At 55.7% G+C, this 18,816-nt stretch carries 20 protein-coding genes; 5 read left to right on the plus strand and 15 right to left on the minus strand.

Translation table 11 applies throughout. From position 1 onward, the window contains the following. The first annotated feature begins 145 nt into the window (after window positions 1-145). From CR152_RS16860 to CR152_RS16875, 4 genes are all read left to right on the plus strand, one after another. Window positions 146-454 (plus strand): KGG domain-containing protein, encoded by a 309-nt coding sequence (locus tag CR152_RS16860; protein ID WP_099882410.1) that lies wholly within the window; start codon window positions 146-148, stop codon window positions 452-454. A 115-nt stretch (window positions 455-569) separates the two neighbouring features. Next, complete coding sequence (locus CR152_RS16865; protein ID WP_229413427.1) at window positions 570-971, plus strand: hypothetical protein; 402 nt, start codon at window positions 570-572, stop codon at window positions 969-971. Between the two features lie 85 nt (window positions 972-1,056). After that, complete coding sequence (locus CR152_RS16870; RefSeq protein ID WP_099876256.1) at window positions 1,057-2,178, plus strand: M14 family metallopeptidase; 1,122 nt, start codon at window positions 1,057-1,059, stop codon at window positions 2,176-2,178. Between the two features lie 2 nt (window positions 2,179-2,180). Beyond that, entirely contained in the window at window positions 2,181-2,645 is a 465-nt protein-coding gene (locus CR152_RS16875) for a CYTH domain-containing protein (protein ID WP_099876258.1), read from the plus strand. Here the strand turns inward: CR152_RS16875 and CR152_RS16880 are convergent. After that, entirely contained in the window at window positions 2,605-3,168 is a 564-nt protein-coding gene (locus CR152_RS16880; RefSeq protein ID WP_099876260.1) for a hypothetical protein, read from the minus strand. The two genes, CR152_RS16875 and CR152_RS16880, sit on opposite strands and share 41 nt — an antisense overlap. A gap of 143 nt (window positions 3,169-3,311) precedes the next feature. On the opposite strand from CR152_RS16880, the gene CR152_RS16885 reads away from it, so the two are divergent. After that, window positions 3,312-4,031 (plus strand): hypothetical protein, encoded by a 720-nt coding sequence (locus CR152_RS16885; protein ID WP_157778549.1) that lies wholly within the window; start codon window positions 3,312-3,314, stop codon window positions 4,029-4,031. Here CR152_RS16885 and CR152_RS16890 read toward each other — a convergent pair. The 14 genes from CR152_RS16890 to CR152_RS16945 all read right to left on the minus strand — a co-directional run bounded on the left by CR152_RS16890 (window position 4,028) and on the right by CR152_RS16945 (window position 18,765). Beyond that, window positions 4,028-4,447, minus strand: coding sequence for a DUF2177 family protein (locus tag CR152_RS16890; protein ID WP_099876263.1), 420 nt, complete (start codon window positions 4,445-4,447; stop codon window positions 4,028-4,030). The genes CR152_RS16885 and CR152_RS16890 overlap by 4 nt on opposite strands. 155 nt (window positions 4,448-4,602) lie before the next feature. Then, entirely contained in the window at window positions 4,603-5,418 is an 816-nt protein-coding gene (locus tag CR152_RS16895; RefSeq protein ID WP_099876266.1) for a helix-turn-helix domain-containing protein, read from the minus strand. A gap of 311 nt (window positions 5,419-5,729) precedes the next feature. Further along, window positions 5,730-6,134 carry a thioredoxin family protein gene (locus tag CR152_RS16900; protein WP_157778550.1) on the minus strand — a complete coding sequence of 135 codons (405 nt, stop codon included), beginning with the start codon at window positions 6,132-6,134 and terminating at the stop codon, window positions 5,730-5,732. Next, on the minus strand, window positions 6,118-7,527 hold the full coding sequence (locus CR152_RS16905) for a HEAT repeat domain-containing protein (protein WP_157778551.1): 1,410 nt from the start codon (window positions 7,525-7,527) through the stop codon (window positions 6,118-6,120). The genes CR152_RS16900 and CR152_RS16905 overlap by 17 nt, the downstream gene beginning before the upstream one ends. 131 nt (window positions 7,528-7,658) lie before the next feature. Beyond that, the gene (locus CR152_RS33050; RefSeq protein ID WP_157778552.1) at window positions 7,659-8,687 is read right to left on the minus strand and encodes a beta propeller repeat protein; all 1,029 of its coding nucleotides are present in this window, start codon (window positions 8,685-8,687) and stop codon (window positions 7,659-7,661) included. Beyond that, the gene (locus tag CR152_RS33655; RefSeq protein WP_208640137.1) at window positions 8,626-8,928 is read right to left on the minus strand and encodes a hypothetical protein; all 303 of its coding nucleotides are present in this window, start codon (window positions 8,926-8,928) and stop codon (window positions 8,626-8,628) included. The genes CR152_RS33050 and CR152_RS33655 overlap by 62 nt, the downstream gene beginning before the upstream one ends. After that, window positions 8,879-9,907: a beta propeller repeat protein gene (locus tag CR152_RS33055; protein WP_157778553.1), complete on the minus strand. Its 1,029-nt coding sequence runs from the start codon at window positions 9,905-9,907 to the stop codon at window positions 8,879-8,881. The genes CR152_RS33655 and CR152_RS33055 overlap by 50 nt, the downstream gene beginning before the upstream one ends. A gap of 10 nt (window positions 9,908-9,917) precedes the next feature. Further along, a complete protein-coding gene (locus tag CR152_RS33060) occupies window positions 9,918-11,369 on the minus strand; it encodes a hypothetical protein (RefSeq protein ID WP_157778554.1) in 1,452 nt (483 codons plus the stop codon). Window positions 11,370-11,373: 4 nt separating this feature from the next. Next, complete coding sequence (locus tag CR152_RS16920) at window positions 11,374-11,760, minus strand: DUF4150 domain-containing protein (protein ID WP_099876278.1); 387 nt, start codon at window positions 11,758-11,760, stop codon at window positions 11,374-11,376. Between the two features lie 13 nt (window positions 11,761-11,773). Then, entirely contained in the window at window positions 11,774-12,886 is a 1,113-nt protein-coding gene (locus tag CR152_RS16925) for a hypothetical protein (protein WP_099876281.1), read from the minus strand. Further along, entirely contained in the window at window positions 12,883-14,004 is a 1,122-nt protein-coding gene (locus tag CR152_RS16930) for a DUF2169 family type VI secretion system accessory protein (RefSeq protein ID WP_099876283.1), read from the minus strand. The genes CR152_RS16925 and CR152_RS16930 overlap by 4 nt, the downstream gene beginning before the upstream one ends. 7 nt (window positions 14,005-14,011) lie before the next feature. After that, complete coding sequence (locus CR152_RS16935; RefSeq protein ID WP_099876285.1) at window positions 14,012-14,536, minus strand: DUF6484 domain-containing protein; 525 nt, start codon at window positions 14,534-14,536, stop codon at window positions 14,012-14,014. A gap of 2 nt (window positions 14,537-14,538) precedes the next feature. Next, complete coding sequence (locus CR152_RS16940) at window positions 14,539-16,806, minus strand: type VI secretion system Vgr family protein (RefSeq protein WP_099876287.1); 2,268 nt, start codon at window positions 16,804-16,806, stop codon at window positions 14,539-14,541. 693 nt (window positions 16,807-17,499) lie between these two features. Continuing rightward, window positions 17,500-18,765 carry a DUF2863 family protein gene (locus CR152_RS16945; protein WP_099876289.1) on the minus strand — a complete coding sequence of 422 codons (1,266 nt, stop codon included), beginning with the start codon at window positions 18,763-18,765 and terminating at the stop codon, window positions 17,500-17,502. Window positions 18,766-18,816: the final 51 nt, after the last annotated feature.

An 18,816-nucleotide genomic window follows, 5' to 3' on the forward strand; every position in this document is an offset into this window, starting at 1 on the left:
ACAGGACGTCGCCTGTTGTCCTACAAAGTCCTTGCATCCTGTCCTATAGCCGCGGCGATGCGCGCTGCTAAGATGGATTTGCTTGATCGCTCATCGGCGCGCAGCTGATGGGGTCAGACAGAGGCACTAGCTAAAGGAGATGACCATGGCTACAAACAACCAAGGCAACAAGCAAAGCGGCAGTCCGGGGAGCAAGGGCACCAGCAACCGCGGGTTTGCATCGATGGATCCCGAGCGCCAGCGCGAAATCGCCAGCGAAGGCGGCAAGGCCGCGCATCAGAAGGGCACGGCGCACGAATTCACGTCCGAAGAGGCGCGCCGCGCGGGCAGCATGAGCCACGGCAACCGCCAGTCGGAGCAGGGCGGCACCCGTGCCGGGACCGATAAGGCTGACAGCGGCAACAAGCAGAGCGCGGGCGGCGGCAGCAAGGCAGGCAGCGACAAGCCACGCTGAGCCGGACCGTGACGGGGAGCGGCGGCTCCCCATTTTTGTGGGACGATTCGTACAGGCAGCCTGTGGGATGGGGTAGAATTGTTGCGCTAATTTAACAACCCAGAGGGATCCCGTCGTGAAACAAGCAGTCATCCGCCAAGTCAAGAGCATGTACCTGTCATGCGATCCCATCGGTAACCTCTTGCTGGCCAAGTTCTCTTTTGAGGGCGGCAAGGATGCCTGCGTGTTCCTTCCCGCTTCCGTCGTGTTCTGGCTGCTGGCCCACCTGCCGGTGAACCAGGATCCGGAATTGCTGCCACCGCCAAACCTGCCGCATGTGCTTCCCGAAGACTGGGACGACGTGGTCAATCCGCGCGTGCTGAGCGTGCAGTGCAAGCAGTTCGACGATGCCATCCGCATGACGATGGAACTGGACCGTACGGCCAACCTGACGGTGCTGCTGAATCGTTCGAATGTGGAACTGATGCGCCAGATGATGGAAGGGTACCGCGGCGACCTGATGGACCTCGGCTTCTAGCCGGTCGCGCTGGTGTTGCCCGCCCACAAGCGGGCAGCATTTCGGTATGATGCTCTTCTTTGAGAACCGAAGAGAAGGATCCGCCATGCCCATTAAAATCAGCCAGCATTTCGATTCCGGCGCCATTGACGTCGTGCAAGCCGATCAAGCCAGCCAGATCGACCTGAACCTGCGCCCGGACTCGCACGCCGACATCCACCAGTGGTTCCACTTCCGCCTGCAGGGCGCGCGCGGGCAGGCATGCACGATCCGCTTCCTGAACGCCGGCCAGGCGACCTACGCCGCCGGATTCGAGGGCTACCAGGTAGCCGCCAGCTACGATACCGAAAACTGGTTCCGCGTGCCGACGGCCTTCGACGGCCAGGTCATGACCGTGACCCACACGCCCGAGCTCGACAGCGTGTATTACGCTTATTTTGAACCGTACTCGTGGGAACGCCACCTGCGCCTGCTGGGCGAAGTGGCGGAGAACCCGATTGCGCGCGTGCATGATATCGGCAGCACCGTCGATGGCCGCGATATGAACATGGTAGTGATCGGCAACCCTGCTGCCGAGAAGAAAATCTGGGTCATCGCGCGCCAGCATCCGGGCGAAACGATGGCTGAATGGTTTATCGAAGGCATGATGGATGCGCTGCTCGACAACGCCAGCCCGATCTCGCGCAAGTTATTGCAGCGCGCGGTGTTCTACATCATTCCAAACATGAATCCGGACGGCTCCGTGCGCGGCAATTTGCGCACCAACGCGGCCGGCGCCAACCTGAATCGCGAGTGGATGACGCCGACGCTGGAACGCAGCCCGGAAGTGCTGTGCGTGAAGCAAAAGATCCACGAAGTCGGCTGCGATATGTTCTTCGACATCCATGGCGATGAAGCGCTGCCGTACAACTTTGTGGCCGGCAATGAAATGCTCAACGATTTCACGCCGGAGCGCGCCGCGCTGCAGAAGTCCTTCATCGACAATTACATCGCGGCCAGCCCCGACTTCCAGAACGTGTACGGCTATGCGGCCAGCAAGTACAAGGAAGACATGCTGACGCTGGCGTCGAAGTATATCGGGCATACCTTCAAGTGCTTGTCGCTGACCTTGGAAATGCCGTTCAAGGACAATGCCGATCTGCCTGATTCGTACACCGGCTGGAATGGTGCGCGCAGCAGCGAGCTGGGCAAGGCGATCCTGCAACCGATTCTCAAGGCGCTGGGCTGAGCATGGGCGTCGAAATCGAGCGCAAGTTCTTGCTTGTCGGCGACGCCTGGCGCGAGCTTGGCGAGCCGGTGCTGCTGCGCCAGGGTTATCTGTCCACCAATCCGGACCGCACTGTGCGGGTGCGCATCGAGGGCGACGGGGCCAGCATGACCATCAAGGGGCGCAGCGAAGGCGCCACGCGTGGCGAGTGGGAATATCCCATTCCGCTGGCGGACGCAAATGAACTGCTGGACCGCTTGTGCGAACAGCCGATTATTGAAAAATACCGGCGCCGGATTACGTTCGCGGGCAATGTGTGGGAGGTCGATGAATTCCTGGGCGCGAATGCGGGTTTGATGTTTGCGGAAATCGAACTGGCGTCGGAAGGCCAGCAGTTCGAAAAGCCGGACTGGATTGGCGAGGAAGTCACGCACGACCGCCGGTATTTTAATTCGAGCCTGATTGCGTTGCCGTATTCGGCGTGGTAGCCGGTACTGAGAGGCGGGACAGGACTTCTTTCAGGTGATGCTGATATGCGCCTGAGGGAAGGACGAAAACATGCGGGCCGGCGCCATGGTGTTTTCCGCGCGCCGGGCCGATGAAGACATCGTGGCGGCTCATGCGAATCAAAAGCGACAGAAAGCCGTCGAACGGTTCCGGGCCCCACAATACGGCGCAGTGTTCGAAGGATGATGTGTCGAGGTTGAGCTGGCGCGCGGCGTCCATGTCCAAGTCGGGCCGGTCCCTGTCGTAGCGCGCCGTTGGAAAATGGCGCTGCATCAGCGCATCGTTTTCCGCTGCATTTTGCTGGTTCAAACGGCGCAATTCGGATTCGATTTCGCAGGTATAGGCGCCTGCCACGCACGCGCTGTCCAGATGCGAGAATCCGATGCCGTGAATGCGGAAGTCGACGCTGTCGAGAAAAATCCATTGTTTGTTCCATGACCGTTGCATGCTGGTGCTGAACGGTGGATTAAGCACGTCAGTGGATGTCCACGCGTCCGGCGTCATGATGCGTAGCGCTTGATGTCGGGCTGGCGAGTGCGCAGCAGGCGGTCGCGGTCGGGCGGCAACTTCTGGTAACGACAGGGCGCAGTGTTGACGTAAAATAAACGATTCGCCATTGTGCCCGTACCGGTCAAGGAGTCCGTTTCATGTTTTCTCATTCCCCTATTATTGCATCCGTGTTGGCTGGCGCTGCGTTGGCGTTGTCGCCCATGCAGGCGATGGCGCTCAAGCCGGCTCCCAAGCAAAGCGTCGCCTTGCCGAATGCGCCGTTCTCGGTGCTGCCAGCAAAGGAAGTGATCAAGCGCTACAAGCTGGTGTCGCTGCTCAGTCCTCTTGCGAGGAAGAGCGAAGACACGCTCAGCGAGTTCGCCGAGGTCGAGAAGGCAATTGTTTTTGAGGGGGCCGTCACAATCGATGAAAACATCAATATTCTACATATTGCATCCAAAAAGACGCTTTCCAAAAAGACGCTCTCGCCATTCGAGGATGCGCTGCTTAAAGACCGTCTGATCGTGGTCAATGGCGACCTTCATTGCCGCGGGCTGGATACCGGCATGATGCACGGGGTATTTGTGCTTGGGAATGTCAACTGCGAAACCGTCTCTCTCGGCATGGCGCATTTTTACGTCAAGGGCAATCTCGTGGCGCGCAAATATCTACATGGGAGTGCGGAGGACGATGGGGGTTATGGCAATGAAGGGGAGCAGCAGGTGCGGGTGGACGGCACGGTGTCCGCGCCCAAGGTCAGGACCTGGCACTTCGGGCTGGGGCATTTGAAATTTGCCAAGGACTCGGCCGAGGAGGTGCTTGTGGAGCAGGAGGACCGGCAGTCGTCCGGACCGTGCAACCGGAACAAGGACTGTTAAACGCTAGCAGGGGCTGGGTCGAACCGGTCCATGCATAGTTTGGCGGCCATCACGGATAGCGTGCTGGCGACGCAGCCCCAGGCGATGTCGATCAAGGCCACGCTGAGAGGCCAGTCGCGCAGGGTCGCCAGGTTGGACAGGTCGTAGGTGGCATAGGCAACCGTGCCGAACAGGGCTGCCGCAGTGAGGGTGGTGCGCATGGTGCGGCGCGGGCCGTGTGGGGCGAGGGCGAAGAACATCAGGCCGACCGCATACAGCAGGTAAAAGGCGATTGCCGGCCCGAAGCGCGGCTCTGCAGCCATGAGGTGGCCGATGCCGTTGGCGTAGATCGATTTGGCGATAAAACCGAGCCACAGCACATCCAGAAGAACCATCCCGGCAATGAGAATGAGGTAGGGAATCAGCAGTTTGCGCATAGCGGTCTTTGGTGGCGAAAGTACAGCGGAGCATACGCGTTTCCACCGGCTTACGCCGCGCTGGACAAGCTGCGCACCACTGTGCTATCCACGCCTGGTGGAACGACACGCTGCCGTCCGCACCACGCGCGTTTCAGGCGCTAAATCGACTGATATCAGAAGCGGTCAAATGCCCGCTTTGTCACAACCTCCAGCGCCTTGATGTCGCTTTCGACGGCGGCACGGTTAGGCGGCGTGTAGATCATCATGACGTGGGTGCCGTTCTTTACAAAATTGATCGACATTGCCGTATTGGCCGGGGCCTTGCATGCAAACGATGCGTGGGCATTGGCGCCCAGTTGCGGCAACTGCACCACGGTGCAGATTTTTGTGGATGACGCCATGATGTTGCCCAAGGATTCCTTGGTGCCATGCTTGCTGGTCATGCCGACCAGGGCCGAGCCGCCTGGATTGGCCGAGGCGATGCAGTGGTTCGCGGCAAGGCGCTGGACCGTCGGCTTGCCCTTGCCGAGGAGCGTCGTCACTTCGGCCGGGGTGAACCATTCGCATTCGCCGTAAGATTGCGCCGCGTTATCCTTTTTGCCGCTGCCGATGCGGCCGAGGGTGAGGACGGACTCTGCGACGTTGTCATCGATCTTGCCGTTGGCACGGTAACTGATCACAAAGAGGGAATCGCCTTGCAGGGAGATGAAGCCCGCTTCGCCGGGGTTGGCATCCTTTGCGCTCATGCCGAAATACGCTTCCTGGCCGATGGCAGGGGTGCTGGAATTGCGTTTCAGGGCAGCGAAGGTGGTGGCCTTGTAGCTGTCATAAATGGCTTTGGCTTCCGACGCTTTCGGGCGCTTTTGAACGGTGGCGGTCATGCTGCCGCCATTGCTCAGCGAAAAGGAGCACATGCCGGACGGGTCGGCGAAATCCATGCGGGCCTTGGGATCGTTGAAGGCCTTGATGACGTCTGCCTGGGGGATCATTGGGCATTCGGCGGCTGCATAGGCGTGGCTGCTTGTAAAGACCGAGACTGCTAAGGCTGCGAAGGTGGCGAGCTTTGTGTTGTTCATTTTTACCTTTTAATGGTTATGGAGGAGCAATTAACTTTTGTCATGTCTCAGGCGCCGCGAGATAAATGTGCAGTTTATCTATGGAAGTGCCGATTAAATCAGCATTTCCATAGATAAGGACATTCTGGTATTCCCATTCGCTATTTTCGGATCGAAATTTGAGATATGTTACGGTAAGCGCGCGGCGCTGGACTCAAGTGTTGTGAGGTGATCTGGCGGTTGGTTTATTCCGACGCCCAATCTTCGGATATGAGCCGAGATCGAATTCCCGGGTCGATGAGAAGATTTTTATCTTCATAATCGAGCGGTTCCATGGATTTCACGCGCAGCGCAGATGCATTGTTTAGAAATGCAGACGATACCAATTTATCACCGTCATAGACTAACATCATGGGTAAATTTTCGGGCAGATAGTCCCCGAGGAATTGCGCATGATCTTCCACGTCAAGCCAAAGCCAAATCTCGTCGGCCTTGGCACTTGCAGCTAATGAATCGAAGTCTGGACGAATCGTTCTGCATCGGGTACACCACGCCTCGGCACCAATGACGATCAGAAGGCGGAAGCCGGGCAACTGCAAGCGTTTTGCTAAAATACCGGCATCATTCCATGGATCAAGCGGTTGGCTCATGTAATCCCTCCAAGTGCATCAGTTCCTGTAGCTGATCTATGGTTTTTATCTGAATAACTGCTGGAGCCCGGACAGAAACGAAAAAATCCGGATCCAGGGATTGAAGATGCTGAGAGGCAATGCTGCGAACAGCTTGACTGCCCGATTCCATGATTTCGAGCATGGACCTGAGCGTAACCACATGCCCGTTCAAGCAGCGCTGCCCCGGACAATGTGTTATGCGATAATCAGAAACAACTGTGCTGTTGGGCAGAGGGAGCCCAAAGTCATCATCGATCTGGACAGCTTTGAGGGCGGAATCGGCGGAGGATGGTTCCTCGATAACGAGCCCTGATGCGACAAGATCCACGCCGGTGATAACCTGCCATACCCAGCCGGCGTAGCGCGCCGTTCGCGGATCTGCCATTTGCTTTGTAACGAACCCGAGATGATCGGTGTCGCCATGGTAGGCCACGAAACGCAATGCAGTGCGCGCAGGCATTACGCGCAGAATTTCGGATACATGACTACTTCCAGATGTAACCATCCATGCCAGATGCTCCACCCATCGGTTAAGGCGTCGTTTCGCTTGGTTGGCATACCACCCAGTGGCTTGGTTTAACACGGCCACTTGACTCACGATACATTGCCATAACGTTTCGGCGCTCTGAATGGTAAGGTCTTCGTTGATATGTTCACTTGGACGGGAACGATAAGCGCCCCTTTTTGCAAGCCGTGCAACCGCAATTGAGGCCCGGGCACGAACGGAAAAATCGGGATCCTTCAGTGCATCTTTCAAGCGTTCCTTGATTTGCTCGTCATCATCGTAGTTTGCGGCGACGCGGCACGCCGCTGCCCGCACATGGGCGTCGGAGCTCGTCAAAAATTCATGTAGCGGCATCCGAATCCATGTATCACCGTTCGCCGACGATACGCTGGATGTAATTTGGCTGCTGATCAGACTAAATGCACGAAGCGCAGCGACTACCGTGACCGGCCGGCTATCATGTTCTGTCCACCGTTCAATCACATTGCGAGCTATATGGTTCGGAACCCACGCAAGCGCGCTGATGACGCCACGCAACAGCTCATCCGGGCGCGCCTGGACTTTAGCAACCAGTGCCTCTAACTCCGCCGCTTCCCCTGTTGTGAAAGCAACATACGCGCAAGCAAACGCTTCGCCTGGTTTCTTCCATCGTTCGAGCATCGCCATGGCAATCGGCCAAGCGCCGACGCCGGCGACCTCGATTCCGTCAAGATGCGCTTGTAACGTAGCATTAAAACGGTTGAGGTCCGAGAGGTGAAGCCTGGGCGAGCGGTCCGAAACATCGTTTTGAGACCAGTAAAAAGCAGTGTCCTCAACGTGCCTGCGTACCATTGCCGGAATGACATTCTGATTTTTCTGTAGGCGCATGCGAGAGTGATTAATAGATTAGTAAAAACGTGAAGAAACGCCATCAGATATGACAGGCCATGTGCACCCATGATTTTCCTAGGATGCACGGCCAAACTCCGTCCGCTGCTTTATCTGGAATGAATTGTAGTTCAAGGAAAATCAAACGCGCTGAATAGTCTTCTCCATCCGGTCCCGTCATTCAGGCACGCGCCGTAAGGTCCGGCAGTCAATAAAAATTTTCCATCCGGGCTAAGGTAAAGGCGGCCCCCGTTGGTTGGATTTGGCGCGTCCCTTTCAACGCTTTGTAAGGGAACGACCTCTTTTTTCTTCGAATCGATTGTAAAAATGCCTTGTTGAGCACCAAGATATAATCGGTCATTGAACCAGAAAGCATCAACCGGTTGATGTCCGGGGTTAATGTCTGCATTTGCCACCCGTTTCCAACTGTCAGTTCGACCCGCCCATACACTTCCGTTCATTTCCGTTATGTAGACGAGTCCGTCGCCAGCGCAACAAACCGATTGCAAATCCGCGTTGGTGGGTAACGGGCAGTTATGCCACTTTACGCCGTCAAAGCGCCAGACATCGCCTTCTCCTCCCACGGCATACATGTCACTGGAAGAAAATGCACTTAGGTCGACGAAGCCGAATTCGTCCGAATAGACGTTGCCCTTGAGAACTTCGGCCGGAATAGGGAGTCCTTTAGATTCATTTCCGAGTTCAATCCATTGGTCGATGCCAATGCGCCGGTAAATCTTGCGATAGGTACCTAAAGCATAGATCTGGCCTGCAGCTCGTACAACTTTCTTGACTACCCCTATCCTTCCGCCATATGTCGACATGTCAATGACCTTATCTATTGGCTTTTCGCTTCCCCTACGAGGCTTGGTAACCGAAAAAACGTTACTTGATGTATCAACTGCTACGTATTCTAGAGGATCCTCGCAAACGGCAATTGTTGTAAAACCGTGATTGTCCGTTTGTGAACCAGAAAATCGGTGTTCCATGGGTTGATCAATCGCCATGGTGAGAAATCGTGTCAGTGGCAGTACATCACGATTGTCCTTTTCCTCAACCAATATAAAGCCAAAACCATGCTCTCTTAAAATTGCGCAATCATAAATTGTAAAGCCCTTTACATATTTTTCCCAAGTCGGCTGGTTGAAGATTGTATTCATCAATTTCGTGTGCATTGTTAATGGCATCGATAGTAAGGCTTGCTTTCGGCTCACCGCCGCGTTGTCCGTCTACCATTCCGGCATTGAATTGCGCGGAAACGTACCATGCCTTTATCGACGTTTGGCTGGCCGCTGAGTTATTAGCGGCGGAACCAGCTCCATCCGTCGTTTTAAATGGAATGAACTGTAATTCAAGGATAATCAAACGCGCTGAATAGTCTTCTCCATCCGGTCCCGTCATTCAGGCACGCGCCGTAAGGTCCGGCAGTCAATAAAAATTTTCCATCTTGGCTAAGGTCCAGACGACCCCCGTTGGTTGGATTTGGCGCGCCCCTTTCAACGCTTTGTAAGGGAACGACCTCTTTTTTCTTCGAATCGATTGTAAAAATGCCTTGTTGAGCACCAAGATATAAGCGGTTATTGAACCAGACAGCATCAACCGGTTGATGTCCAGCGTTAATGTCTGCATTGGCCACCCGTTTCCAACTGTCAGCTCGACCCGCCCATACGCTTCCGTTCATTTCCGTGATGTAGACAAGTCCGTCGCCAGCGCAACAAACCGATTGCAGATCCGCATTAGTGGGGAGCGGGCAGTTATGCCACTTTACGCCATCGAAGCGCCATACATCACCTTCTCCTCCCACGGCATACATGTCGCTGGCAGAAAATGCACTTAGGTCGACGAAACCAAATGCCTCCGGATACACATTGCCCTTAAGAACTTCGGAAGGAATAGGTACTCCTTTAGATTCATTTCCGAGTTCAATCCATTGGTCAACGCCGATACGCCGATAAATTTTACGATAGTCACCTAAAGCATATATCTGCCCTGCAGCTCGCACGACTTTTTGGACTATTCCTATCCTTTTTCCATATGTCGACATGTTAATAACTTTGTCTATGGGTTTTTCGTTGTCCATACGTAGACTGTTAACTGAGAAGACTTTGCTCGCTGTGTCGACTGCCACATATTCTGCAGGATTGTCGCGCACCGCAATTGTGGTAAAGCCGTACATGTCGCTTTGAATGCAGGAGAACCGAGTTTCCAAAGGTTTGTCTATACCCATGGTCAAAAAACGCGTGAGCGGCTGTGTGTCACGATTTTCTTTTTCTTCAACCAATATAAAACCAAAACCGTGTTCTCTTAAAATTGCACAATCATAAATAGTAAATCCTTTTACTATTTTGTCCCAAAGCGGTTTGTCGAAGACCGTATTCATAAAGTTTTCCTTACATTGTTGGAGTAGGTCCGGTATGTATCGGTACGTTCGGGCCGCCCCCCGACCGGCCCGAGTGCGGGGAAACCATAGCATCTTGAGGGAATTTCCCACATTCCGCGTCGTTGCTATACCGCTTTTTTAATTCGTCATCAAGTTGCTCTGCAATACATTCCCATTTGCATCCGAACATCTTAGCCATGAGCTGGGAAGTCCGGTCCCGAGCTTCCGTGTATGGCATATCCGGAGAATTTCTGCTATTTTCTACTATTTTCTCGGTTCCGGAGTGCGCGAGCCCGTGCGTACCATTTGCTATTCGGTTGGCGGTTCCCTCTAAACAAATAGTCAAGGCATTATTTTCCTTGTAATCCTTCCAGCATTTCCGCAGTCCTTGTGGCTTCATTGTGGTATTTTCGACCGTTCCTGTCGCTGTCTTTACTGTCTGGGTCACTGGCGCAAAAGCTTCAAACATTGCATTCGGAATAACATGATGTCCAGTTTGCCCTGGGCAGCAACCGTTTCCGGCAGTGGTTTTCCCAGCATCCTTGTAAGGAACTAAAAGACACTTACGTGCCTTTATGCATGGATTGGCATACGCTACCCCAGCCATCAAACTGGCCATTGCGTCTTCCATTCCCCCTGGCGTCAATATCTTTCTGCCAGCTTCAATAGCATCTGTAAATACTTTTGCGTTATCTTGCAGCGCTTGAAACTGTCGCTCCATATCGTTCGTTACAATAGCGCCGATTGTATTTCCAATCAATCGTCCTAGACTTTCCCAAGTGCCAATTCTTGCCATCAGAGTTGCAGCACCCGGAAAACGGAAAAATGCTGCCCTCCGCAATGCTTTTTCTTTTGCATTGTCCGCCGCATCCTGCCAGTGGCTCATCATATAATCGTCCGCAAAAGAAAAAACCTTTTCCAATGCTTCTTTTTCTAGTTTACTTTGGTCGGCGATGAAACTCTGAATGTCGCTTACAACGGAATCTCTGAAATCTTTGGTATTAAATACTTCCTGGCCTTCTGGGCCTTTTTTGCCCCCAGGTTTTTGCCATAGGCCGTCGCAATGATTCTGCATCCACCGGTTTTTGTCGTTCGCAGTGTATCCGCTGGCTTTCCGCGCTTGAGCATCAATCTTGCCTAACGCATCTTTAAGCTTGTTAATAAAGTACGGCGCAACGCCCGATTCCTTGCTGAGCCTCGCATTTTTCAGAGCGTCTGCGGATTTTTTTTTCGACTCATCATTGTCCGCACATTCGTTTTTTATGCGTTCAGCGTCAGCTTTGCAGTTAGCGCTATCTTTTTTGTTGTGAAAATAGTGATAATCAGCAGTATTGGCTAGTTTCTTGTTGCTTGTGGTGCTCGTTCTTCTGGTGCTTTGCGCCGGAGCAGGGGTGTCATTCTTGGCTTTCGCTCTTTCAGCCGCCGCCTTACGGCGTTGATGTCTATCAAATGCTGTTGACATTGAATTACCTGTGGTTATGTGTCATCGTGTCATTATGCCTGCAGACGTTTAATCCTTCGAATTTCACGTTTGATGACCACTGAGTAAAATACGCTTTCCCCTTGATTACGCCGGTCTTATTTCCTTTTTTAAATAATGGAGTTGCCGGTTCATTGCCAGTACTGTTCGCTAAATATGAGACGTCTTTCAGCGCTACTGGTGTCCCGCAAATAAATACCGTCGTGCTTCCTTTTTCGAGTTGTTTGGCATACGCGGTATTGGGATATGGAATCAATACCGGCCCCGCGCCCGGTGCGGGTGGGCTCCAGCATGGGTCCGCGAATGCCGATGATTGTCCATCCGCAGCTTTCGAGCAAATTTGATTGTCGTTGGCATAAACTCGGGTATTCATTGACTGCTACCTCCTAGGCGATGTTTCGTTGCAATATCACTGCGCAGCGCAGCCCCGTATCATTTGCCAAATGCAAAAATCCGCATTCGCCGGGACTCGCAGGAGTGAACATTATTTTTGACATATAAGCTAACATTGCCGGTCCGGTAGCGGCCCCAACTTCTCCAATACAATCCGTGATCGTTATCAGCTTTAACATGTTGCCTCCGGTCGGTGTCACCCGGGTGATTGCGTTGGCCGCTTCGCGGGAGAAAAATGATTCGCCATTCTGATCGCTGACTCTGAACTCAAGTGCGCTGTAATCGCGTTGGCTCATGTTCACTGCTGATCGAATTGCAGTTGTTAATCCTCGCGACTTGCTTGGTACGCTGCCGTCCAGGCGGCCCGGTTCATCGCCGACCCCGAAGCCGCTAATATGTATGGCGGAAGTGCTTTTATGGGCCACATCACTGCTCAAGTTACCGAGGACGGCTTTCTGCAATAGAACTGCCGCAGCGGCTTCGCCAGGGATGAACCCATCAGTGTTTCCTCGAACTTGCAAGCGACCTGCGTGCAGATAGGCGTTGATGGTTGTAGCGTTCAGGTAAGTGTCGGCGCCAACCAAGAGAACCTGTTCACAATCGGGTAGCTCAAGCAGCGCTGCTGCCTGTTTAAGTGCACTCGCCAGACCAGCGCGCCCCAATGGCATGACGCCGGAACGAGGATGAAACTGCAAGTTGAGCTGATCGACGGCCTGGCTGAAAACGCTCGCGTACCAGTCGCTATCGGCTCCGCTGCGCTCAGGTTCAGGCGCTAGCCATACAAGAGGCACTTTCGCGAAATCAGTTTCGTCGACCGAACTAAGACAATCCGCAATGGCAAACGCAATCCAGCGCGCTAGCCGGCCTTGTCCCCATACATCATCGTCGTCCAGGCGTGCAACGAGGACCCGTTCGTGCTGCGCTGTTTTGAAGTCGCTCTGTTGAAAGTGGTCCATATTGGCGCGCATGGCGCATGTTGCCGCTTCCAGGTTGTATCCGACAGCGCAGCAGAGGCCAGCGGAACGTATTGCCAACATCGTCGACGGCGTATGAATGGGTTCCGCGCTGAACCTATTCCAGAAACTGTTTTTCGTCATCGAGCTCATGCGATCCCTTCGTTTTCGTCGGTTTCTCCGGCACATCCGTGGCAGCCATCGGCCCCGGTTTTTTTCCGTTCCCACCATGCTGGATCAACCGGGCCAACGGCCAGCGCTGAAAATTCCTGAATGCGGCGCCGGATCGGCACGCTTGTTCGCCATACCGCTGAAAAGCTGCCTTTTTCCGTTTCAAAAAACAGGGTGTCGACCACCGGCACCAGCATGTCGGTGCTGTAGTCGGTTCTGAGAATTCTCACTTGTAGCTCGTCCAATCGGGGAAGCTTGAACCGCACATCCGGCCTCCCTGCCATCATGTTTCGCAAAATGACGTCTTCGCCTCCCTTGGGGTAGACAATTTGTTGATCTTCCGGCGCGCACTGGTGGTACCGCTCATCAAAATCCTCCGGAAGGAAAGGACAAATTTCTTCCTCCCAGTGTTTGTCGTAGGTACCTGTATATTGGGTGCGTGGCGTCCAATGCCTGGCCACTGCAGATAACGCCACCGGTTTGTAGTTGCCGGTCGGGCTGCTGATATTATCGTCAAGCGCATGGAGATTAGGGGCGGGCTCGCCATCGAGGTCGCCCCCGGTGCGTTTTCCTCCCCATCCAATTCCGGCTGGGTTGCTCAGCATTGTTTCGGTAAGGATCTGAGGCTTGTCTCCCCAACCTTTTTCGTACGTGCGGGTGCCGCCGAAGGCATGCCCGTAGTGCAAGGGCATGCTTGTAAAAGGCATTGTCTTGGTAAGCGTGTACATTCCCAAAAGTTTGCGCCATTGACGCGGACCGACGACTTTAATACCCTTTTTCATTGGCCCAACTTGACACGCAACCGTCAGCTCTTGCACTTCCTTCCCATCGGGAGCATGCGCGCACGAATCGAACAGAACATCGCAACGCGGCTTATACCGTGCAAAATCGTCGCCGCAGATCATGGCACTTTGCCCCGGATCGCCTACAAATTTATCGCTCGGGAGCAGTGGCGATGACGCAATCGGCCGCGGTCTTTGACCTGCCTCGGGAATGAGCCATGTCCCTTTGATGACGATGACGAGATGCTCTCGTCCATCCACATCCAGGGACGTGCTGATCTGTGCAATCAAATGCTTTGATGCGACTTGAATGTCCATGTCGCTCCTAATTGACGTGAACCGAGCCGCCCAGAATGCGGTGTGTCGCGCTTGCCTGGCTGGTAATGTAGGTTCCCCGCAGCTGGATGCGGCCGTCGGCGCTCAGGATGAGGGCTGCTTCGCCACATCGGAGTTCGATTTCGTGCTCGGCGCGAAGTTCGACACGCTCACCGTCGAGAAGTACATCTGTGCTCGGGCGCGGTGCGGCTGATGGGGCCGCGAGCATGAACCCGAGGATAATCGGACGCTGAGGATCGCCAGATTCGAATCCGAGGGCGACTGCCTGGCCGATCTGGCCAGGGTCCAGTGGGCTGATTGTACGGGCGGCAATACGCGTCAGTCCAAATGTGGGAATGCTGACAAGTGCTATTCCATCATCGCCGATTGCGTCAAACGTACCGACAGCAATGCCGTCCGCTCGCCTTGGCTGGTGCGACGTCTGAACAATCACATCGTGCAGCAGTTGTTCGGTCTGGCCTTCATTCAGCCCGAGCGTTGACGCCGTAGCGGGAGCGTGGAGTTTCGATTGCATGGTTAATTCTCGAGAATAGTCTTGGCGGTCAAGGTGATGTTTCCATCGGCTTTATACGATTGCTCATCGGTAGTGCCCACACTAAACGTGTGTCCGTTGAAGATAATCGTGCCATCGGATTTCATCACCAGGCTCGCCTTGCCAACGGTGATCGATATTTCTTCCCCTGCATTAATCGAAATGGATTCTCCGACATCGGTCGACTGGCTTTTTCCCACCACGGTAGACATCATCATGCCGACATTCAGGCTGTAACCCAATCCCACGTTCTCCATGCGCCCCAGCCCGACGTTCTGCATGTACGCCATGCCAATCGTCTCGGTCTTCATCTTCGCCACATTGATCGACCAGTTCTTGCCGATCGTATCCTTCTCGTGCTTGGCCACGTTCTTAGTACGATTCCCGCCAATATCGATGGTCTCGTTCTTTCCCACATCCTCGGTGCGGTTATCCCCGATGCTGATCTTCTCGTCGTGATCCACCCGCTCGGTGCGGTTGTTGTGAATCGTGATCGTTTCGTTGTTGTCGACCGTCTCGGTACGGTCGTGATGCACCGTAATCGTTTCGTCGCGGTCGACCGTCTCGGTGCGGTCGCGCTTGATGTGGTTGGTCTCGTCGCGGTCAATTGTCTTGCGGCGGTCATTCCCGACCCATTTATCCTCATCGTGCTCGACTTCGGTCAGCTGGTCCTTCTCCGCATGCAGCCAGAGCTGTTCCTTGCCTTTCTTGTCCTCGAAGCGGATCGCGTTCGCATTGTCGTAACTGCCGCCCGGCGTCGAGCGCGACAAAATACCGCTTTGCGTCTTGTTCTCCGGCAGCGTCCATGGTGGCATGGTGTCGGTATTGGGCACCATGCCGGTGATGATCGGCCGGTCCGGATTGCCGTCCAGGAATTGCACAATGACTTCGGTCCCGATGCGCGGAATCGACGTCATCCCGAAATTCGCGCCTGCCCACGGCGTTGCCACGCGAATCCAGGCCGAGCTCTTTTCGTCGCTGGCACCGACCCGGTCCCAGTGGAACTGCACGCGCACCCGGCCGTATTGATCGGTATGAATTTCCTCGCCCGCCGGCCCGACCACGGTCGCGGTCTGGATGCCGTGAATCTTCGTCTCGACGCTGTTCAAAGCACGCGGCGCGCGCCACGGAATGATCCTGCGGATCGCCGTCAGCGTGTTTTCGTAGCGCGACGGTTCGGTCACCTTGACGTGATAGTTATTGGTGGCGTGGTGCTTGACTTCGAGAATGAGAAATTCACGCGCCTGTGCATCGTCGCCGCGCGGATCGGCGTCGAAGTGCCCGCTCAGGCGGAACCAGCGCCCCGGCATCACATAGCGGTTGTTACCCGCGCCCTCGAAGCGCTTGCCTCCCGCCTCGACCGATTCCATCTGGCGCTGCGCCACGTCGCGCGCGTCGCCGCTGTCCTTGAAGCCGAAGGCGCCCGAGTATTCGTACGATTCGATATTCGGCACGTCGCCTTGCTGCTGCACCGTAGGCAGCGAGGTCTGCGCCGGGCGGCCAGTCTTGAAGTCGTACGACGCCAGCGATACCGTGCCTTGCATGATCTGACGTCCCGGCGACCATTCGCCGATGCCATCCTCTTCATGCGCGCCGCCGTGACGCTGGAAGGGCATCTCCGGCCGCCCGTCAATCGGATCGGCGGCGGTAGAGTCGTCCGACAGCACCAGTTTGTGGCCCGCTTCGGTATGCTCGAACCAGTAAAAGATGCCAGCCCTGGCCCAGCGCCGCTCCAGATAGTTGCTGTCGCTCTCGTCGAACTGGCAGGCGTCGGTCATCACGCCGCTGGCGCCCTGGACGCGCCAATCCCACTCGGCCAGGCTGCCATAGTCGCCGAAGATGCTCGACGTTTGCTGGTACAAGGTGGTGTTGTGGAACAGGTAGTTGTCCTTGCGCATAGTCAGGTACTTGGACCACGGACCCAGTTTCGCCTCGTAGTAAGACACGCCGCCGTCGACCGTTTTCAGGCCGAAGCTGAACACGCGTCCGGTGAAATAGCGCATCGTGCCATCCCCACGTACGAGCTGGACGCACATCATCTTTCCCTGCAAGTCCTTGAGCGCCACGTTGGGGTTGTTGGACAGCAGTTCGACCGTGAATTCAAACGGGCGCGACAGCGCCTCAAACGCGTCCAGACGGTTAACCAATAGTTGTGATGCGGGGCCGTCGCTGTTCGGAAAGGACAAACGCAAAATGCGATCATGCTGCCGATCGCTGATCAGGTCCTGGAGGCTAAAAGACGATTCGCTCATGCGATGTTCCTGTTCATTCAAAGTCAGTCAATTCGGGCGAATTGAAGCGGCAAGTTCGGTAACCCGACTGCCTGAGCGAGGGGCAAAAAAGGTGAGAACCGGGGTGGTACGAGCGCGGGAAGGATGGCCTGGCGTTATCGTTTGCACTCGTTCTTGCTGTATTTATTAATGATATTTTATCATCATTTTACATGCAAAAGTGCAATTTTTGTTACTGTGGGTAGTGCCGAAACAACACGCGCTCGGGCGCTTGGCAGGGGGCTGGCAGCACCTGCGTGTTCGGCCCGGAGGGGACGAAAGCAGGGGATATGAGCGCGGAAACGTGGCCCCGGCAACCGCGCAAAGAGTGATCGATGCGAGCTGGCTGCGGGATTGGTGGAGGCAGGCGGGAGAGGCGGCGTGGGCAGGGCGCCCACGCGTTGCGGGTTTAAGCTGGCTGCTTGCCTACCACTTGAACACCTTGGCGATTGCCAGGTACCAGGTGATGAGAGTATCGATAAATCCGGTCAACACCGGCACCACCTGAATCATCAAATCGTCCATGCTTTGTTCTCCACAGTGCGTTGACGCGGCCCGGGCGGGCCACCCAGCGAGTGTAGGGGTGTTGGCATTTCGTTATCTTGTGCGCGCCCAACAAAGCTGGCGGCGTAAAAAACCCGGGAGGACCCGGGTTCTTGAAGTGGCAACACCTGCTTAGTGAAAATGCTCCGTGCCCGCGGGCGCGTCCTCCGGCATTTCCGCATGCACCAGTTCGCCAGTTGGATCGGCAAACAGGGGCGCGTCGCAGTCGTCGCAATACTCGGTCACGAAACGCTCGTTGTGGCGCTTGATGTGGGTTACGCCAGCTTCGTTCAGGTGCCCGATGATTTCGTCAAGCGGCGCCTTCGGCTCGCCCATGCCGCCCAGGGCGGCGGCCGACAAGCCTTCGACCGGCGTGCCGTCTTCGTCTTCCTGCCCGTACAGCGGCCACACGATGCCGTAGATCACATCGGCCGTCTGGCGCATGGTGAAGCCGACGCGGTACTCGTCGATCTGGCCTTCGGCCGACTCGTCGCCGAAGCCGGCAATGACGGCGCGCAGGTCGGACGCTTCCACGCCCAGGGTATTGGTCAGGTAATGCACGGCGGCACGCACCGATACCGGACGGATCAGCTTATCCGCTTCGCGGCAGGCCACGTAGTACGCTTCCGGCAGCAGCAGTTCCACGCCGCAGCCCGGCAGCAGGCGCGTGATGGTCGGGCCGGCCTGCGCGCGCCACTGTTCGAGCGCATTGGCGCGTTCGACCATGAAGGTCGACTGGAACTGCGGCTCCTGCCAGCGGAACAGCGGGACGCCCAGCGGCGCCACGATGGCCACCATCAGGTAGCGCGTGTCGGCCAGGAAAGGCGCGGTCTCGGCCGGCTTGGCGATCGGCTTGACGGCCGTGCCCTTGTGCGCGGCCTGGGCCAGCTTGTGCGTGGTGGTGTAGGTTTCGGCGTGGGTGCGCGGCAGCTGGTCGATCGAGAACAGGGTCGGCGCCATGGCCATCTGCACGCCATCGGCCAGCAGGTGCGCCGAAAAGTGGGCGGACAGGGTCTGCAGCAGCTCGGCCGGAACGGTGCCGGACGCGATCGAAAAACGCGTCCATGCCAGGATCGGCGCCGCCACCAGCAGTGCCTGGAAGGTCTTTTCCGCGCCGTCGTGCTGCTCGACCATGGTCGACGATTCGCTGACCGCTTCGACGCCCTCCATCAGGGTGTCGTAGGCGTTCAGGTCTTCCTTGAACAGCACGTTGAGGGTGGTGTCGACGGTATCCTGGTGGCCGCTCTTGAGCAGGCGTTGGAGCTGCGTGTCGAGCTGGCGCTCCCAGGCCCGTTCTTCAATGCGGCTGGACGCCTGTACGATAGCCTGGCTGATGCTGACCAGGCGTTGGCTCTCGGCCGACAACTTATGGGATGAATCTTTGGTTGGACGACGCATGGCGTATAAGAGTCTTTGTAAGTGAATGAACGGATCAATAATGTCGGAACA

The organism is Massilia violaceinigra (assembly GCF_002752675.1).
Lineage (GTDB): Bacteria > Pseudomonadota > Gammaproteobacteria > Burkholderiales > Burkholderiaceae_D > Telluria_A > Telluria_A violaceinigra.

Bases quoted from the DNA above. Each gene is read 5' to 3' on its own strand.
- CR152_RS33055 (WP_157778553.1), bottom strand. From the start codon at position 9,907: ATGAATACGGTCTTCGACAAACCGCTTTGGGACAAAATAGTAAAAGGA.
- CR152_RS16890 (WP_099876263.1), bottom strand. From the start codon at position 4,447: ATGCGCAAACTGCTGATTCCCTACCTCATTCTCATTGCCGGGATGGTT.
- CR152_RS33060 (WP_157778554.1), bottom strand. From the start codon at position 11,369: ATGTCAACAGCATTTGATAGACATCAACGCCGTAAGGCGGCGGCTGAA.
- CR152_RS16880 (WP_099876260.1), bottom strand. From the start codon at position 3,168: ATGACGCCGGACGCGTGGACATCCACTGACGTGCTTAATCCACCGTTC.
- CR152_RS33050 (WP_157778552.1), bottom strand. From the start codon at position 8,687: ATGAATACAATCTTCAACCAGCCGACTTGGGAAAAATATGTAAAGGGC.
- CR152_RS16905 (WP_157778551.1), bottom strand. From the start codon at position 7,527: ATGCGCCTACAGAAAAATCAGAATGTCATTCCGGCAATGGTACGCAGG.
- CR152_RS16930 (WP_099876283.1), bottom strand. From the start codon at position 14,004: ATGGACATTCAAGTCGCATCAAAGCATTTGATTGCACAGATCAGCACG.
- CR152_RS16935 (WP_099876285.1), bottom strand. From the start codon at position 14,536: ATGCAATCGAAACTCCACGCTCCCGCTACGGCGTCAACGCTCGGGCTG.
- CR152_RS16885 (WP_157778549.1), top strand. From the start codon at position 3,312: ATGTTTTCTCATTCCCCTATTATTGCATCCGTGTTGGCTGGCGCTGCG.
- CR152_RS16875 (WP_099876258.1), top strand. From the start codon at position 2,181: ATGGGCGTCGAAATCGAGCGCAAGTTCTTGCTTGTCGGCGACGCCTGG.
- CR152_RS16895 (WP_099876266.1), bottom strand. From the start codon at position 5,418: ATGATCCCCCAGGCAGACGTCATCAAGGCCTTCAACGATCCCAAGGCC.
- CR152_RS16945 (WP_099876289.1), bottom strand. From the start codon at position 18,765: ATGCGTCGTCCAACCAAAGATTCATCCCATAAGTTGTCGGCCGAGAGC.
- CR152_RS33655 (WP_208640137.1), bottom strand. From the start codon at position 8,928: ATGACGGGACCGGATGGAGAAGACTATTCAGCGCGTTTGATTATCCTT.
- CR152_RS16860 (WP_099882410.1), top strand. From the start codon at position 146: ATGGCTACAAACAACCAAGGCAACAAGCAAAGCGGCAGTCCGGGGAGC.
- CR152_RS16940 (WP_099876287.1), bottom strand. From the start codon at position 16,806: ATGAGCGAATCGTCTTTTAGCCTCCAGGACCTGATCAGCGATCGGCAG.
- CR152_RS16870 (WP_099876256.1), top strand. From the start codon at position 1,057: ATGCCCATTAAAATCAGCCAGCATTTCGATTCCGGCGCCATTGACGTC.
- CR152_RS16925 (WP_099876281.1), bottom strand. From the start codon at position 12,886: ATGAGCTCGATGACGAAAAACAGTTTCTGGAATAGGTTCAGCGCGGAA.
- CR152_RS16900 (WP_157778550.1), bottom strand. From the start codon at position 6,134: ATGAGCCAACCGCTTGATCCATGGAATGATGCCGGTATTTTAGCAAAA.
- CR152_RS16920 (WP_099876278.1), bottom strand. From the start codon at position 11,760: ATGAATACCCGAGTTTATGCCAACGACAATCAAATTTGCTCGAAAGCT.